This is a genomic window from Lysobacterales bacterium (assembly GCA_014946745.1).
Lineage (GTDB): Bacteria > Pseudomonadota > Gammaproteobacteria > Xanthomonadales > Xanthomonadaceae > Aquimonas.
The window spans coordinates 715,120-730,483 of sequence record JADCRD010000003.1 but is presented as its reverse complement, the minus strand read 5'-3'; the positions used below and the strand labels follow the sequence as shown (position 1 = coordinate 730,483).

Genomic DNA, 15,364 nt, shown 5'->3' with positions numbered 1-15,364 from the left:
CTGAATGCGCTCGATCTTGGCGACGAGCTGTCCGCACCCATCGCAGAAGCGTCGTCCTCGATGGTCAGTGCCCACGAGTCATCCCGGCGAGCCGCATCAGGCGGTGCGCGTAGCGCGTCCTCCAGTTCTTCGGCCGGCGGCGGCGAAGCATCTCCAGGACAGGATCTTCGTCACCGCGGGCCCCACGTACACGGGGCTTCGCTTGGCGGAGTCCAGATAGGCCGCGTAGAACCCACAGTGGGCAGCTCTCTCCGCTAAAGGGGTTGCTGGACAGGCCGCACCTCTTCCCGTCTGCAGCGATCGCATCGGGCCAGCTGTCCAGCACGTCCACGACCCGCTGCAGCCGAAGCCGGCGTCCTTCCAATCTGAGTGGAGACCGCGCGCTCGGGAGTGCTTCCGATCTTCCTAGGCGCTGGTCGATCCGCAGCAGAAAGTTGAAACCCCTCAGGGCATCCGCCAAGGGAACCTCCTGGCCATCGATGACGAGACCTTGCCCAGTGGTGATTGCCACGAGGAGTCGGCGCTGCAAGTCCATTAGCGCCTCGTCGGGCCCTGCTTGCGCGGGAAGGGGCCCGAACGAGGACCGATAGCACGTAGGGCACATCGGTTGTGCGGCAACATCGATCTTCGGGTCCAGCGGCGCATCGCAGTATGGACACCCGTCGCGAAGCCAAACCTCATGCCGCTCGCATGCGACGACAAACGGAAGCCGCCAGCGACGCTGATAGCTCACGCCATCTCGCAGGCAAGCAAAACAGGCTTGCTGCCCATGTCGGAACTTGGATCGAGCCACGTGCGCACGCGGCAGCACCGCATCGAAATGCCCTGGTCGTCCAACACCAGACGACAGCTGGGCAAGCCACGGCACCAGCGTCATGGAGAGCACGGCCTCTGAACTCAGATGCGATCCGGCCTCGATGACCTTCAGTAGTCGTGCGGACGGAAAGACATCGACATCTCGGTAGGTCAACGCCCGCTGCCCCAGATAGTCGACCCCAAAGCGATGGAAGGACAGACCGTGGGCAGCTGCGGAGCGAGCCAACCATGCACTCAGGAGTTCGTCCTCCCTGCGAGAAAGAACGAACTCCCAGCGCCAGGGCTCAGATGAGGGCCGCGACATCACTCCACTTCGTGGGTGCCACCCAGTGGACGCTCTCCAAGGTCTCCACGGTGATGCGCTCCTCGCCAGATCGGACGGACTGCGCAGCGGCGAGCTTCAGCAGCTTCACTGACTCGCCAATCGCCTCACCGCAGAGCGCGTAAAGCTTTGTCGCCATCTCCCTCGTGGCCAACCCTGAAGGCAAGGCGAGCGGCAGCACCTGCTCGTAGGCCGCCAAGAACTGTAGGTAGGCGCGGTCAAGCTTCCATGCAGGTAGCGCATACCCCTGAAAGCGTGATTTGAGCTGAGGGTCCTGGTTCAGAGCGTTGATGGCCGTGGCCGTTCCGGCCGCGCAGATTCCCAGCTTCACGTCGTTCGCAAGGAAGCGAACGGTTGCCAACAAGTCTCGGGTGGATCTGCCGGCTTCGGCGATGTTGTTGAACTCGTCCAGCAGCAACATACGGACTTGGAACTGCCGAAGCATCGCGACCGTCTGCTGGCGCTTCGCGGTGACCGAATCCCTCTCGCGATGCCCTCGCATCATCCTCCAGAGGATCGCAGAGTAGAACGACGATTCCGTGGGATCAGGTGGAACCTCGACGTGCAGCACCGGAAGCACGGGCATGCCGCCAGCGTCGACATCGGAGGGGTAGCGCCGGGCGAAGTGCTCCAGTATTGAACTCTTGCCGTTGCCGCTTCTCGCTACGAGCAAGTAGTTTGGCATACGAATGGTACGCGGGTGGTTGTAGAGGTCGTCCAGCATCCCAACGAACTCGCGCGCCTTAGGATATGCAACCCATCGGTCCTGCTTGCAGAACTCGATCCGCTCCTCTGGAGAGGCCTGCATCAGCTCGGCTGTATCGGGCGTCAGATGCGAGTAGTTCATCGATTCAACCTCACGTCAAAGGGCTGGATGGGCTCATTGAACAGATCCGCAAGTTCATCCGTGTCGGCGGGCACTCGGGTAACGCTTGGCTGTTTGGTTGCTGAAACGGGGGACCTACTCAGGTCGTCGCCGCCGTCATGTGCGGATGACGGTCTCGCTGGAGCAGGCTGGCTCATGGGACGTTTGGTGAGTGCCCGGCGTGCCGACTTCGAGGTCTGTGCGGCTTCGTCGATGCGCGCACGCAAACGCTCGATCGTCGCAAACAGCACGTCTTCTTCGATCTCAGCGCGACCCTGCTTCTGAAGATCGCTGACGGCGGCGCGACGCTCCCACTCACTGATGGGCGGATGACTCAGGTCAGCGTAAGGAATCCGGACGTAGGCCTTCGTACCCGGGTCCATGAAGTACAGCACGCTGATGTCGCGCGGGTCGTACCGGAAGCAATGCGATCTCGGCAGGCCACTGTCGTCTTTGGCATTGATGTACGGGTCGAGGACAGGGTCGTAGTACTTGATGTGGTCCTTCTGTACGCCATAGCGCTGAACGGTGCGCTCGATGTACGGAAGAAAGTCGATCCGAAGCCGCTCTGGATCGGCAGGAAGTGGGGGCATGCCACGGCCGGGAGTCTCGCCGAAGCCTTCGATGCCTCTTTGCCATTGCGTGAGAGGCGGCACGTTCAACTGCGTGTGGAGGCGTTTGTGGTACACGTTGACGAGGTAGTCGACGAAGTACTGCTCAAACTCCCTCAGGGTCATGACCGCCTCGCTCTCAGGGTCGTAGCCCTTGCGGTCTCGCGTGTTCGCGAAGGTTTTGCCAGGAATCTTTGCGAGCTCCTTGGCGACGGTCCCCATGAGCCGCTCGATGTGGCCGCCGTACTCGGGCTTCCCAACCGGACGCCACTGCAGATCGATGCAGTAGTTCTCGCATGCGCGGATCAGGCCCTTGCTACGGAAGTCCTTGCCGTTATCGACATGGATGCTGCTCATGAGGCCCCAAACGGGCCACTCTCCTTCGACCCCAAGGCTCTTGAGGTAGGCGCTCTTTGTGCAGATCGCCTGGGCGATGCATGCGCCCACGGACTTGAACGACGGGTTGTCGAACGAGACGTGGAGACCCACGACCATGCGCGTATACACGTCGATCGCGAGCGTGAGCCAAGGTCTACCGAGCGGCTTTCGAGTCCGCTCGTCCACGAGGATGACGTCACCCGGAGTGTGATCAATCTGGACGACTGCGAGTGGATAGCTAGCCCCAGGAAAGTGGCCTCGCAGCGGCTCGTACCGCCCGCGTGCGAGATCAGCGCGTCCTCGGCGACGGAGCGCGAGATTCTTGGGAATGGCGTGGATGCGCGCGCGAATGGTGTTGTGGTTTGGCGCCCTGGTCCCGGCCTTTCGACACATCTGCTGCACGTAGTCGACCACTTCCTGCTCGGTCGGACGACGCTTGTTGAGGTAGCGGTCCCTGATGGCCGCTTCGATGATTACTTCTTGCTCAACTGCCAGCAGTCTTAGGCCCGCAGGTCGGCCCCGCTTCCCGGGAATAAGCGCGGTCAGTTGCTCGCTGGATTCGTAAGCGTTGATCCATCGGTAGAGCGTGGTGATGCCAACATCGTGCTTCTTCGCCGCAGCGCCGACCGCTGCTCGGCTTCGTCTACCGAGCATGAGCAAGGGGGTGATGATGGAGAGTCGCCTGCGGGCTTCCGCCCACTCCTCGTCCGTGTAGTCCTCAAGCGCCGGCGCATCGGACGCCGGCGCAGCGTCTTCGGGCGTCGGAGCAGCGGTGAGTGTCTCGGCCTTGAGGACCTTTGGCGCATTGGTTTCGACGTCTGTGGCGAGTACAGAGTCGCTCGACACCTGTTCCTTGATCCGATACGTCCTGCCCTCCGATCCCACGACATCGCCGGGTCGGAGCAAGATCACTGCCCTGCGAGGGGCGCTCATGTCGCGCTCCGCACTTGGGTGCGCATGGAGAGCGGCTTGCCGAAATCCACCTCGACATGGAAGTTTGCGACCAGCTTCCACAGGCTAGGTAGGGCCTGCAGCCGTTCCTGCTTTGAGTCGAATGTGGCCTCAAGGAGCTGCGCGACCGTCGTCGGACCCATGTCACGCAAGCCTGCCACCAGCCGCTCGCGAAAAACTGCGTGGTCTTCGATCCGGCGGTAGGGTCGGAGGAACTTCACCGTGCTCAGCATCGGCGTGCGGATGCGGCGCTCGGTCATGATCTTGAATCGCCAGCCCCGCTCGCGGCAGTACCGCGTGGCCGCGACGAAGCGGGGGCGGTAGTCGACCCAGTTGTCTCGCAGGTCGTCTCTGAACTTGACCTCGTAGACGACGGTTTCGCGGGCGGAGCCGTGTTGCCAGACGGCGAGGACGTCGGGCGTGTACCGCCTCTGCCTCCCCTCTACTTCATGTTCGAGGCTGAAGGGCTGGACCTGTAGTTCGATCACCCGCGGGTCGAAGTCGAGTTGTTCGAGCCAGTCCCGCTCCAGCGAGGACTCGAAGTCGACGGCCTGGGAACCCCCAACGGCGACTCTGCCAGTCAGGGAGCGGCGGCTCGTTCCGATGCGCCTCTGGGGGCGGTGGGAAGCCAGTTCCGTCATAAGTGCGAACTCCAGATCCAGTACCAGTTTTAGGTAGCATCCAGTCTCACCTTCTGACGGAGAACATCCTCCTAAGTCACTGACTTGTAAAGCCTGCCAGTTTCATCTTTATTCAGATATCACAGCGGCTCTCACCCGCGCCCAGGCGAAATCAGCTTGGCCCATCGCGGTGTGCTCTTTCTCGATGAGCTGCCCGAGTGGGATCGCCGCGTGCTCGAAGTGCTGCGTGAGCCGCTCGAATCGGGCCACATCACGATCTCGCGCGCGGCGCGCCACGCCGAGTTTCCGGCGCGCTTCCAGCTGGTCGCGGCCATGAACCCCTGCCCCTGCGGATGGGCGGGAGATCCGTCGGGGCGCTGCCACTGCAGCGCCGAGCAGGTGGGGCGCTATCGCGGGCGGATCTCGGGGCCGCTGCTTGATCGCATCGACCTGCAGATCGAGGTGCCACGCGTGCAGGCGGCCGAGCTGCGGCCTGATGCGGCTCCAGGCGAGACCAGCTCAGCGGTGCGCGCTCGGGTGGCGGCGGCGCGCGCGCTGCAGTTGGCGCGCTGTGGAATGCTCAACTCTCAGCTAGGACAGGCCGAACTGCTGGCGCACTGCCGACTCTCCGGTCGCGAACAGACGCTGCTGGAGTCCGCCGTCGAACGCCTGCAGCTATCTGCACGCGCCAGCCAGCGCATCCTTCGCGTGGCAAGAACGGTGGCGGACCTCGCCGGCGCAGAGACGATCAGCGCGGCACATCTGGCAGAGGCGATCGGCTACCGGCGGATGGACAAGCGCAGCTAGGCAATCCGCCGCCCAAGGCGGTGCTTGCGTCAATCGTCGTCGCGCAGCGGGCCGAAGTCGAAGCGCAGGTTGAGTGGGTCCACCCCCAACGTGATTCGCGTTTCCTCCCAGTCGCCGCGCTCGCCCACCGGCAAGTTGGAGAAACCGAAGGGCTCAGCGCCAAAGCCCCGATCCGCCTTGCCGTTCTCGTTGCGATCGTGCCAGGCGTGGATCACGTAGTCGCTGGGCCCCAGCTCGGTGAACTCGGCGCGCGCGCTTCCGGCGACCACCGGAACCGACGAGGTATAGCTCGGCTGTCGAGGAAAACCCACGCGGCTGCCGAACACCTCCACAACCACCGGGCCCTCAGCGTCCTCAAGACCGGTGACTTCCACCACGAGCTGAGACGCCAACGCCGGTGGCATGGCCACCGTCAGCGCTGCGCCCAGGATGCTGCTGCCTAGCCGATTCATCTGAACTCCCAATCCAGTCGCCTCCCCCTGAGGGCTCGCGGATGGCCGCACCTGTACCGGCGCGTGCACGAATGCCGTAAGCAGGTTGAGAAAGTAATGCGCGGGTATGCGGTGTGCAATCGCCGAGACCGGAGTTTCTTGACTTGGGGTCACAAGGTCGCCAAGTCTTCAAGCTGGACACGGGAGAACGCATGGAGAGCCTGCAGGCAAACGACTTCTGGATGCTGATCGGCGGCGTGCTGCTGCTCGCGGGCATCCTCTCAAGTCTGGTGGCGACCCGCTTCGGCGCCCCCCTGCTGCTGGTGTTCCTCGTGATCGGCATGCTTGCCGGCGAAGACGGCCCGGGCGGCATCGCCTTCAGCAACTACCAGATCACCTATGCGCTGGGCTCGATCGCGCTGGCGGTGATTTTGTTCGACGGTGGCATGCGCACGCGCCTCAGTCAGGTGAGAGGCGCGCTTGCGCCGGCCGGTGTGCTGGCGACCGTGGGCGTCGTCATGACCGCCGGCATGACCGGTGTGGCCGTGCACTACATCCTCGATCTGGGATGGATTCCGTCCCTTCTGCTGGGCTCGATCATCGCCAGCACCGACGCCGCCGCCGTGTTCTTTCTGCTGCGCTCGAACGGCTTGCATCTACAGCGACGGGTCGGCGCGACGCTCGAAGTCGAATCAGGCAGCAACGATCCGATGGCGATCTTCCTCACCCTGCTCCTGGTCGGCCTGGCCATGTCGCCCGTCGCAGTCACGCCGGGCGAACTCGCGCTCAGCTTCTTTCAGCAGATCGGCATTGGAGGCATCGCCGGCTACGCGGGCGGTCGTGTGCTGGCGCACGCTCTGAACCGGTTGGAGTTGCCCTCTGGGCTTCACCCCTTGCTGGCGGTCAGTGGTGCCATCGCACTGGTGCCGCTGACCAATATTCTCGGAGGCAGCGGCTTTCTTGCGGTGTACGTGGCCGGTCTGGTGGTCGGCAACCGGCCGGTGCGCGCCTTCGCCAACGTGCTCAGCGTGCAGGACGCTGCGACCTGGCTGGCACAGATGCTGATGTTCCTGGTGCTGGGTCTGCTGGTGACGCCTTCGCATCTGCTCGATCTGGCCTTGCCAGCCCTCGCGATCGCTGCCTTCCTGATGCTGGTCGCGCGCCCGATCGCGGTGGTCCTCTGCCTGTGGCCCTTCGGCTACGGCAAGCGCGAGCTGGCTTTCGTGTCCTGGGTCGGACTGCGTGGCGCCGTGGGCATTTTCCTGGCCTCGGTACCAATGCTGGTGGGGCTTCCGGACGCGCAGATGTACTTCAACATCGGCTTCGTGGTGGTGCTCACCTCGCTGCTGGTGCAGGGCTGGAGCCTTTCGTGGGCAGCCTTTCGTCTGGGCGTGGCGGTGCCGCGCCGGGATCCACCCTCCCGCCGCGTCGAGCTGGACCTTCCAGGCCAGCTAGAGCATGAAATGGTCGGCTATCGGGTCGCCCCCGACTGCGCCCTGGTCAGTGGTCGCGGTCGCTTGCCCGCCTGGGCCAGGCCGGTGCTGGTAGTGCGTCACGGTCGTGTTCTGTCCCCCGAGGAAGCCAGCACGCTGCAGGTTGAGGATTACGCCTACTACCTGGCACCCCCGGGACGGGTGATTCGACTGGACTGGCTGTTTGCCGAGGGGGCGGACGCGCGCGAGGCAGAGCGCGAACTGTTCGGCGAGTTCACCCTGCCAGGCAATGTGCCTTTGGGTCCGCTGGCCGATTTCTACGGGCTGAAACTCAGCCCGCGCGTGGCGGGCAAATCCGCGGCCGAACTGTTTTCCGATCGCTTTGATGATCAGCCGCAGATCGGCGATAGCCTCGAAGTCGGCGGCGCCGTTCTGGTAGTCCGCGATCTGTCTGAGGATCAGGTCAGTCGCGTCGGCCTCAAGTTCCGTTCAACGCCGCGCGCTCCCAAGTTCGGGCGCAGCTCCGCAGGGCGACTCGTCGAACGCCTGCGGCGAAAAAAGCCCGTCGGCAGCGAATCTTCCGAGGGCAGCTCGAACTGAAGCCGGACAAAAAAGAACCGGCGGCCACGAAGACCGCCGGTTTCGAAATACGTCGAAGACAGGGAGGGAGGTTGCCCTCGACGTTGACCGTGGCGCGCGTGGCGCGCCAACGATACAGAGGCTGGAACCTGCCGCGGCACGCGCCGCGGCACGTTCCTGAAGCTGGACTCAGGCCGCCTTCTTGGGGGCGGGCTTGACCGCAGCCGGACGCGCGACAACTTCACTGGCAGCGTCGAAGTTGGACTTGGCGAGACCCGCCAGCGCTTCCGAGGTCTTGAGCGTCTGACCCACCATTTCCTGGCTGACGGCGATCAAGTGCTCGGAGGCGTCCTTGACGAAGCTCATGGTCTTCGGCAGCAGAGCCTTGGCGGCTTCGAGGTCGCGCGCCTCAGCGGCTTCGCTGGCGAACGCCGTCGCAGCGTTCAGGCGGGCTTCGACGGCCTTCACCTGAAGGGCAGCCAAGGCTTCGAAATGTTCTACGGCGATCGCGTTGGCGCGCAGCGCCGACTCGGTCAGCTGCTTGGTGTACTGGCTGAACTGGGCGTTGATCTGGTCGAACATGGCGCTCTCCTGGGCTGAGCGGTGGGGGTTGGGAGAGGCTAACCGCCCGCATGCTGCAGCGCAACATCAAGAGACTCCAAAACGCTTCGCCGTTTACCTCATGTTCAGTCTTTTACTTGACACATTGCCGCCGACTCGATCTTCAAGACGGTGCCGTACGGCTTGAACCACTCATCTCGACGCAGACGCCTCGCGTCGGAAGCTGATGCGGGGATTGGATTCGAGCGACGCGGTCTCTTCAGAGCCCGCGATAGCGACAGCCCGAGGTGCAGGTTTCGTGCACCACCACCATCGACAGTTCAGGCAATGAGGGCTTCAGCTGCTCCCAGATCCAGATGGCCAGTCGCTCGCTGGTGGGGTTATCGAGGCCAGGCACCTCGTTGAGATAGTGATGGTCTAGTCGGTCGTAGATGGGCTGGAAGGCCGTCTTGATGTCGGCGAAGTCCATCAGCCAGCCGGTTTCGGGGTCGGGTTCGCCCTCCACGTGGATCTCCACGCGGAAGCTGTGCCCATGCAGGCGCGCGCACTTGTGACCGGCGGGTACTTTGGGCAGGCGGTGGGCCGCCTCGAGGGTAAAGACCTTGAAGATTTCCATCAGCGACCTCCAGAAACGACGCGGGCCCTGCTCACGCAGGGCCCGCTGGCATGGCGTAGGACGCGCAGCTTACGCCGCGAACAGCGCCTTCATCTTCTTCATCGCTGCCGCCTCGATCTGACGGATGCGCTCAGCCGACACGCCGTACTCGTCGGCAAGATCCTGCAGAGTGATCTTGCCGTCGCCGAGCCAGCGACGCTTGACGATGTCGCGGGAGCGGGCGTCCAAGCTGGCCAGACCTTCGCGCAGGATCTCCAGACGGTTCTCGTCCTCGTCTTCGGCGGCGTAGCGCACCGACGGATCGGCGCCGTGCTGTTCGAGGTAGGCGACCGGTGCGGGGCGGGCGTCGTCATCGGCGTCCGTCGGCGCATCGAAGCCAACGTCCTGGCCCTGCAGTCGGGCCTCCATTTCCAGCACTTCGGACTCCGGCACGTTCAGATCACGGGCAATCGCCTTGACCTCCTCGTGATTCATCCAGCCCAAGCGACGCTTGCTCTTGCGCAAATTGAAGAACAGCTTGCGCTGCGCCTTGGTGGTGGCGACCTTGACGATGCGCCAGTTGCGCAGGATGAACTCGTGCATCTCTGCGCGGATCCAGTGCACCGCAAAGCTCACCAGACGCACGCCCTGATCGGGGTCGAAGCGCTTGACCGCCTTCATCAGGCCGATATTGCCTTCCTGGATCAGGTCAGCGAGCTGCAATCCATAGCCGTTGTAGCCGCGGGCGACGTGGACGACAAAACGAAGATGGGAGAGCACAAGCTTGCGGGCGGATTCGAGGTTCTGCTCGGCCTGATAGCGACGGGCCAAGGCCTGTTCCTCGTCCACGCTGAGCACCGGAATGCGATTGACCGTGCCGATGTAGGCGTCCAGCGTGCCGATCGCGGCAGGTACCGGAAGGTTGTGCGCAACAAGTGCCTGTGTCATGTCCTTCTCCATGGGCGGGACTTTAGCAGTCTAAGGATGAGAGTGCTAAACCGCGGGTGAAGTTCCCGATACGGCCCCGCTCATCGCCTGCACTCAGATGTGGACCCGCGGACGCAATTCAAGTGCCCGCGGCTTGCAAAGCCTCGCGCTGGGGCAGTTGCCAGTCCACGGCCCCCAGCCCGCGCGCTTCCAGGTAGCGGTTGGCTGCAGAAAAGTGGCCGCAGCCCATGAACCCCCGATAGGCCGACAGAGGCGAGGGATGCGGCGCCCGCAGCACAGCATGGCGCGTGCGATCGATGAACTTGCCTTTGGCCTGGGCGTAGCTGCCCCAGAGGAGGAAGACCAGGCCCTCACGCTCGCGGTTCAGGCGATCGACGACGGCATCGGTGAAGGCCTCCCAGCCCTTGCCCTGATGCGATCCGGCGCGACCGGCCTCAACCGTGAGCACCGCGTTCAGCAGCAGCACGCCGCGCTGCGCCCAGGGCAGCAGGCAACCGTGATCGGGCGGCTCGATGCCGAGATCGCGTCGGATCTCGGCAAAGATGTTGGCTAGGGAAGGCGGCACCGGCACGCCGGGCAGGACGGAAAAACACAGCCCGTGCGCCTGCCCAGGCCCGTGATAAGGATCCTGGCCCAGGACTACCACCTTCACCGCATCAAAAGGCGTCGAGTCCAAGGCGGCGAAGATCTGCCCCGCGGGCGGGTAGATGCGCACTCCCCGCTCGCGCTCCGCCAGCAGGAATTGCCGCAGCCCCGCCATCTCCGGCGAGAGCAGCGCGTCGGCCAAGCGAGCCTTCCAGGACAGGTGCAGACGCACCCGCTCCAGCGTCTCGCTCAAGCGCCCTGCACCTTGGAACGCATGATCCGGCCGACCCGCAGCTGGAAGAGCAGCTTGGTGACCAGGAGGCGTTCCTCGATCGGCTTCTCGACCAGGTCGTTCGCGCCGGCGCGCAGAAGGGCGGACTGGTTGGCCGGATTGTCGTCGCCGGTCATCACCAGGATGGGCAGCTGGGCCTTGCCGTAGGCGAAGCGGCCGCGCACCTGCTCCAACAGGTCATGACCGGTCATTCCGCCTTTGAGGTAGACGTCGGTCAGCACGATGTCCGGACCCGGCACGCGGCCCTCGGCCACGTACTGTTCGAGCAGCGCCAACGCGTCTTCGACGCTGACCACATGGGTCACCTTGAGGCCATGTTTCTCCAGCATGCGGCGGGTGGCGACCGCCACGACTTTGCTGTCTTCCACATAGAGCACATCACCGCCGGTTTCGTCCTGTGGATGGACGTAACCGCGGATAAAGGCGCCCAGCGCGGCGAAGCCGAGCGACTTGTCGAAGTAGTCGGTGACGTCGTCACTGAAGCTGCGCTCGATGAGCCGCTCGTTGACATCGCCCGACACCACGATGATCGGGATGAAGGCCTGCGGCGCATGCTCGCGCACGTAGCGGGCGAGCTGCAGACCATCCATGTCGGGCAGGCGCAGGGCGGTGGTGACCAGGTCGACCACGCCGGATTGCAGGGCGACCTGGGCCTCGGCGCCGGTCTCGCAGGACAGCAAGGTGACGCCCGGCAGTTCGGCCTTCAGCACCTGCTCCAGCAGCCGACGCACGACCTTGGAGCCGTCCACCACCATGACCCGCGGAGTCTCCGAGGTGATGTGGCGGGTGATGCTGGCGCCGCTCATGCGCGCACCTCGACCCACAGCAACGGTTGATGCCACTCACTCCACATCGACTGTCCTCCCCGACTGTCCTTGGCGTAGATGGTGGCCGACAGCGAGGAAGGCCCCCAACCAGCCCAGTGCGGCAGCCGCGCAGGGTACCGCAAGGGTGGGAAGGATGCCGAGTCCGCGCAGCCGGAAACCGCTGTCATAGGTGCGAACCAAGGCATCCACCGGGGCCGACAGCCCAAACTGCAGCGCGGCCAGGAGCGCCAGCGCCAGAAGACCGGCCAGCAGGCCGTACCAGGCACCGAGGTACAGAAATGGACGCCGGATGAAGCCGGCCGTGCCGCCCAGCAGCTGGACAACCGCGATTTCCTCGGCGCGGCCCTGCACATCCAAACGCACTGTGTTGCCGACCACCAGCAGTGCGCCGGCCAGCAGCAGCACACCCAGCGCCAGGACGGCACGCTCACCGAGCTGTAGCCAAGCCTCCAGACGTTGCCGCCAGAGCGCGTCGTGCTGGACCAGTTCAACGCCACGCAATGACTCCAGCGCACCTACAAGTGCAGGCAGGTCCGCATGGACTGCCGGCGCCACGTCCAGCACCGCGGGTATGGGGTTCTCGTCGAGCAGTGCGAGGGCTTCACCAAAACCGGCGTAGCGCTCGAACTCGGCCAACCCCTGTTGCGGCGTGCGCAAGCTGACGTCTGCGACGCCGGGCAGGTCGCGGGCGGCCTGCTCGACCTGCTGCTGGGCGGCCTGATCAAGGTCGAGTTCGAGGAAGACACCGATCTCACGGGCCTGCTCGACCGCACCGGTGAGCCCCTTCAGGTTGTCGAGCATCAAGGCCAACGCCAGCGGCAGCACCAAGGCGATGGCAATGACACCCACGGTCAGGGCCGTGGCAAACGGACGGGTCGCGATTCGCCCGAGGCTCGACACCAGGCTGTAGAGATGCAGATCGCGCAAGTGCGACAGCGCAGCCGCGAATCCGCGGGGTACGGCAGCGACGCGCGGCGCAGCCGGCGGGCGACGGCGACGGTTGCGGCTCATGCCGGCACTCCGGGGCGGAAGTCATCGACCAGCCGGCCATGATCCAGCACCAGAACGCGCTTGCCCATGCGCCGCACCAGATGCAGGTCGTGGCTGGCGACCAGCACCGCCGTGCCCTGTGCCGGCAGCTCGGCGAACAGCTGCATGATGTCTTCGGCCAGCTGCGGGTCGAGGTTGCCGGTCGGCTCATCCGCGAGCAGCAGCGGCGGCTGCGCGACGATGGCGCGGGCGATACCAACGCGCTGCTGCTCGCCGGCCGAGAGCCCCAGCGGCAAGCTGCGCTCGCGGGCCAGCAGACCGACCCGATCGAGCGCTGCGCGCACGCGCGCCGCGATCTCAGCGCGCGGCAGGCCAGCGATCAGCAGCGGCAGGGCGATGTTGTCGAACAGACTGCGATCGAGCAGCAGGCGGTGGTCCTGGAACACCATGCCGACTCGCCGACGCACGAAGGGCTGCTCGCGAGCGCTGACCTGCGCAAGGTTGCGGCCCTCCAGCAGCACGCTGCCGCGGCTCGCGCGCTCGGCCAAGTGGATCAAGCGCAGCAGGGTGCTCTTGCCGGCACCGGAATGACCGGTGACGAACACCATCTCACCGCGCTCCAAATCGAAGCTCAGCTCACTCAGCGCCTCGCTGCCGCCGGCATAGCGCTTGGACACCGCATCGAAACGCAGCAGCGGCAAGGCGGAATCGGGGGTCGAAGTGCGGGCTCGCATCGGATCTCAGCGCACCAGGGTGTTGATCTGGAAGATCGGCAGCAGGATCGCCAGCACCACGAACAGCACCAGGCCGCCGATCAGCAGGATCACGCCCGGGCCCAGCGCGGCCATGGCCACGCCGAGCGCGGTGTCCAGCTCGCGCTCCTGCTGCAGCGCGGCTTCATCGAGCATGGCGTGCAGACGACCGCTGCGCTCGCCGCTGGCGATCAAGCGCAGCGCGACCGGCGGGAACTGTCGGCTGTCGGCCAGGGCCCGCGACAGCCCCTGCCCCTCACGCACCCGCAAGGAAGCGCGCGCCAGCGCCTCGCGCAGGCTGCGGTTCTGGACCACCTGGCTGGCGATCGAGAGCGCCTCCAGCAATGGCACCGCGGCAGCGGTCAACAGGGCCAGGGTGCGGGCGAAGCGCGCGGTGTCCAGCGCGCGCGCCAAACGGCCCCAGATCGGAACGCGCAGGCTGAACGCATCCAGGGCGGCGCGTGCGCCGGGCTGGCGCAGAGCCAGCCATGCCGCAGCAGCGAGCAGCGGCAGAGCCAGCAGCAGCCAGAGCCCATAGGCCTGCACGAAACCTGACAGCGCGACCAGCATCCGGGTGGGCAGCGGCAGGGCCTGACCGAACTGGCTGAACACGCCGATCACCTGGGGCACGACCCAGACCATCAAGCCGGCAACCACGGCGATCGCCACGGTCGACAGCAGCAGGGGATAGGTCAGCGCCAACAGCACGCGTCGGCCCAGCGCGTCGCGGCTCTCGGCGTAGTCGGCCAGACGCAGCAGGATGCCGTCGAGCTTGCCGGCCGCCTCACCCGCCGCCACCGACGCGCGATACAGCGCCGGAAACGAGCCCGGGTACTCGGCCATAGCGGCGGCGAGCGTGCTGCCCTCCAGCACGCGGGCGCGCAGCGCCATCACCTGGCTGCGCAGCCGGCCCTCGCTGCCTTCGGCCAGTGCGGCCAGTGACTCGTCGATGGGCAGGCCCGAGGCCACCAGTGTCGCCAGCTGACGCATCAGCAGGGCGCGCGGGGCGCTACCCAGGCTGCGCGCGCCCGCTCCGGCGGACGGCGCGGCTTCGTCGACGGTGAGCGGGTTCAGCCCGCGCTCGCGCAGCTGACTGCGGGCGGAGCGTGCGGTATCCGCCTGCAGCACGCCGCGCGTGCGGCGGCCACCGGCATCGAGCGCGCTGTACTCGAAAGCAGGCATGGGATGCGCGGGCGATCAGTCGGGCGGCAAGCGCCGTCCGACCTTCAGATGGATCGGCCAGCGCACGCGACGCGCCTGCTCGGGATCGCCCCAGGCGATCGCCATCTCTTCGGCAATCTGCTGCACCGGATCCTCGCCGTGCTTGCGCAGCCAAGCCTGGCTGGCAGACCAGCTGCGCAGGTAGTCGAGGTAATCCGCAAGACGCAGGTCCAGCTCGATGTTGAAACGTGGCGCCTCGATCGGCTCGAACGGAAACGCCAGCTCGGCATAGCCGTTCTCGACATGCTTGCGCTCGGGCGGCCAGTACGGGCCCAACACACCGCGGTAGAGACGCATGAAGATCTGGTCGACCGGCGGCATGACCAGCGACAGCCCGTAGCACCAGACGGCGATGACGCCGTCTTTTCTCAGGACGCCATAGACCGCGTCGTAGAACGCATCGCGATCGAACCAGTGCAGAGCCTGAGCGACGGTGATCAGGTCAACGCTGCCCAGCGGCAGGGACGGCAGCTCGGCCGGCTCGACGCGGTAGTCGATATTGCCCAGCGTGTCCGCCAGCGCGACCTGGGCGGCGCTGGGGTCGGTGGCAACCACCCGTTCGAAGCGACGCGCCAGTGGCAGCGCCGCTTGACCGCTGCCGCAGCCGACATCCCAGGCGAGTTCGCGCTCACCAGGCAGGCCGGCCAGCCAGTCGAACAGCGCCTCGGGATAGCTCGGGCGCGCCGCGGCATACAGGCCGGCCTGGGCGGAGAAGTGATCCTTGAACATGGCGCGGAGTCTAGCAGCCGCGGCGGGCCTCAAGACTTTCGGCCGAATGGG

At 65.5% G+C, this 15,364-nt stretch carries 16 protein-coding genes; 2 read left to right on the top strand and 14 right to left on the bottom strand.

Going from position 1 to position 15,364, the window contains the following annotated elements; translation table 11 throughout:
• Positions 1–64: 64 nt before the first annotated feature.
• From H4O13_18785 to H4O13_18770, 4 genes are read right to left on the bottom strand one after another with little or no spacing between them, the layout of a single operon-like run.
• On the bottom strand, positions 65–1,120 hold the full coding sequence (locus H4O13_18785) for a TniQ family protein (protein MBE5317444.1): 1,056 nt from the start codon (positions 1,118–1,120) through the stop codon (positions 65–67).
• Positions 1,101–1,985: a TniB family NTP-binding protein gene (locus H4O13_18780; GenBank protein ID MBE5317443.1), complete on the bottom strand. Its 885-nt coding sequence runs from the start codon at positions 1,983–1,985 to the stop codon at positions 1,101–1,103. The genes H4O13_18785 and H4O13_18780 overlap by 20 nt, the downstream gene beginning before the upstream one ends.
• Complete coding sequence (locus H4O13_18775) at positions 1,982–3,925, bottom strand: DDE-type integrase/transposase/recombinase (protein MBE5317442.1); 1,944 nt, start codon at positions 3,923–3,925, stop codon at positions 1,982–1,984. Before H4O13_18775 ends, H4O13_18780 begins: the two co-directional genes overlap by 4 nt.
• The gene (locus tag H4O13_18770) at positions 3,922–4,527 is read right to left on the bottom strand and encodes a TnsA endonuclease N-terminal domain-containing protein (GenBank protein MBE5317441.1); all 606 of its coding nucleotides are present in this window, start codon (positions 4,525–4,527) and stop codon (positions 3,922–3,924) included. The genes H4O13_18775 and H4O13_18770 overlap by 4 nt, the downstream gene beginning before the upstream one ends.
• A 150-nt stretch (positions 4,528–4,677) precedes the next feature.
• Between H4O13_18770 and H4O13_18765 the strand changes: the two genes are divergently transcribed.
• Complete coding sequence (locus H4O13_18765) at positions 4,678–5,370, top strand: ATP-binding protein (protein ID MBE5317440.1); 693 nt, start codon at positions 4,678–4,680, stop codon at positions 5,368–5,370.
• A gap of 29 nt (positions 5,371–5,399) precedes the next feature.
• Here H4O13_18765 and H4O13_18760 read toward each other — a convergent pair whose 3' ends face one another.
• The gene (locus H4O13_18760) at positions 5,400–5,822 is read right to left on the bottom strand and encodes a DUF2141 domain-containing protein (protein ID MBE5317439.1); all 423 of its coding nucleotides are present in this window, start codon (positions 5,820–5,822) and stop codon (positions 5,400–5,402) included.
• 191 nt (positions 5,823–6,013) lie between these two features.
• Here H4O13_18760 and H4O13_18755 point away from each other — a divergent pair, with 191 nt between their 5' ends.
• On the top strand, positions 6,014–7,834 hold the full coding sequence (locus H4O13_18755) for a potassium/proton antiporter (protein MBE5317438.1): 1,821 nt from the start codon (positions 6,014–6,016) through the stop codon (positions 7,832–7,834).
• Between the two features lie 168 nt (positions 7,835–8,002).
• Here the strand turns inward: H4O13_18755 and H4O13_18750 are convergent, their stop codons facing one another.
• From H4O13_18750 to H4O13_18710, 9 genes are all read right to left on the bottom strand, one after another.
• Positions 8,003–8,395 carry a phasin family protein gene (locus H4O13_18750; protein MBE5317437.1) on the bottom strand — a complete coding sequence of 131 codons (393 nt, stop codon included), beginning with the start codon at positions 8,393–8,395 and terminating at the stop codon, positions 8,003–8,005.
• A 238-nt stretch (positions 8,396–8,633) separates the two neighbouring features.
• The gene (gene queD, locus H4O13_18745; protein MBE5317436.1) at positions 8,634–8,990 is read right to left on the bottom strand and encodes a 6-carboxytetrahydropterin synthase QueD; all 357 of its coding nucleotides are present in this window, start codon (positions 8,988–8,990) and stop codon (positions 8,634–8,636) included.
• A 69-nt stretch (positions 8,991–9,059) separates the two neighbouring features.
• Complete coding sequence (gene rpoH / locus H4O13_18740) at positions 9,060–9,929, bottom strand: RNA polymerase sigma factor RpoH (GenBank protein ID MBE5317435.1); 870 nt, start codon at positions 9,927–9,929, stop codon at positions 9,060–9,062.
• Between the two features lie 106 nt (positions 9,930–10,035).
• Positions 10,036–10,755 (bottom strand): uracil-DNA glycosylase, encoded by a 720-nt coding sequence (ung, locus tag H4O13_18735; protein ID MBE5317434.1) that lies wholly within the window; start codon positions 10,753–10,755, stop codon positions 10,036–10,038.
• Positions 10,752–11,600 carry a response regulator gene (locus H4O13_18730; GenBank protein MBE5317433.1) on the bottom strand — a complete coding sequence of 283 codons (849 nt, stop codon included), beginning with the start codon at positions 11,598–11,600 and terminating at the stop codon, positions 10,752–10,754. Before H4O13_18730 ends, ung begins: the two co-directional genes overlap by 4 nt.
• 36 nt (positions 11,601–11,636) lie before the next feature.
• Complete coding sequence (locus tag H4O13_18725) at positions 11,637–12,632, bottom strand: ABC transporter permease (GenBank protein ID MBE5317432.1); 996 nt, start codon at positions 12,630–12,632, stop codon at positions 11,637–11,639.
• Entirely contained in the window at positions 12,629–13,312 is a 684-nt protein-coding gene (ftsE, locus tag H4O13_18720; GenBank protein MBE5317431.1) for a cell division ATP-binding protein FtsE, read from the bottom strand. Before ftsE ends, H4O13_18725 begins: the two co-directional genes overlap by 4 nt.
• 39 nt (positions 13,313–13,351) lie before the next feature.
• Positions 13,352–14,545, bottom strand: coding sequence for a type II secretion system inner membrane protein GspF (gspF, locus tag H4O13_18715; GenBank protein MBE5317430.1), 1,194 nt, complete (start codon positions 14,543–14,545; stop codon positions 13,352–13,354).
• A 15-nt stretch (positions 14,546–14,560) separates the two neighbouring features.
• On the bottom strand, positions 14,561–15,313 hold the full coding sequence (locus tag H4O13_18710) for a class I SAM-dependent methyltransferase (GenBank protein MBE5317429.1): 753 nt from the start codon (positions 15,311–15,313) through the stop codon (positions 14,561–14,563).
• Positions 15,314–15,364 lie beyond the last annotated feature (51 nt).

Excerpts from the sequence above, each read along its gene's own strand:
- H4O13_18785 (MBE5317444.1), bottom strand. The coding sequence starts at position 1,120 with ATGTCGCGGCCCTCATCTGAGCCCTGGCGCTGGGAGTTCGTTCTTTCT.
- H4O13_18780 (MBE5317443.1), bottom strand. The coding sequence starts at position 1,985 with ATGAACTACTCGCATCTGACGCCCGATACAGCCGAGCTGATGCAGGCC.
- H4O13_18775 (MBE5317442.1), bottom strand. The coding sequence starts at position 3,925 with ATGAGCGCCCCTCGCAGGGCAGTGATCTTGCTCCGACCCGGCGATGTC.
- H4O13_18760 (MBE5317439.1), bottom strand. The coding sequence starts at position 5,822 with ATGAATCGGCTAGGCAGCAGCATCCTGGGCGCAGCGCTGACGGTGGCC.
- H4O13_18755 (MBE5317438.1), top strand. The coding sequence starts at position 6,014 with ATGGAGAGCCTGCAGGCAAACGACTTCTGGATGCTGATCGGCGGCGTG.
- H4O13_18750 (MBE5317437.1), bottom strand. The coding sequence starts at position 8,395 with ATGTTCGACCAGATCAACGCCCAGTTCAGCCAGTACACCAAGCAGCTG.
- queD (MBE5317436.1), bottom strand. The coding sequence starts at position 8,990 with ATGGAAATCTTCAAGGTCTTTACCCTCGAGGCGGCCCACCGCCTGCCC.
- rpoH (MBE5317435.1), bottom strand. The coding sequence starts at position 9,929 with ATGGAGAAGGACATGACACAGGCACTTGTTGCGCACAACCTTCCGGTA.
- H4O13_18730 (MBE5317433.1), bottom strand. The coding sequence starts at position 11,600 with ATGAGCGGCGCCAGCATCACCCGCCACATCACCTCGGAGACTCCGCGG.
- H4O13_18725 (MBE5317432.1), bottom strand. The coding sequence starts at position 12,632 with ATGAGCCGCAACCGTCGCCGTCGCCCGCCGGCTGCGCCGCGCGTCGCT.
- gspF (MBE5317430.1), bottom strand. The coding sequence starts at position 14,545 with ATGCCTGCTTTCGAGTACAGCGCGCTCGATGCCGGTGGCCGCCGCACG.
- H4O13_18710 (MBE5317429.1), bottom strand. The coding sequence starts at position 15,313 with ATGTTCAAGGATCACTTCTCCGCCCAGGCCGGCCTGTATGCCGCGGCG.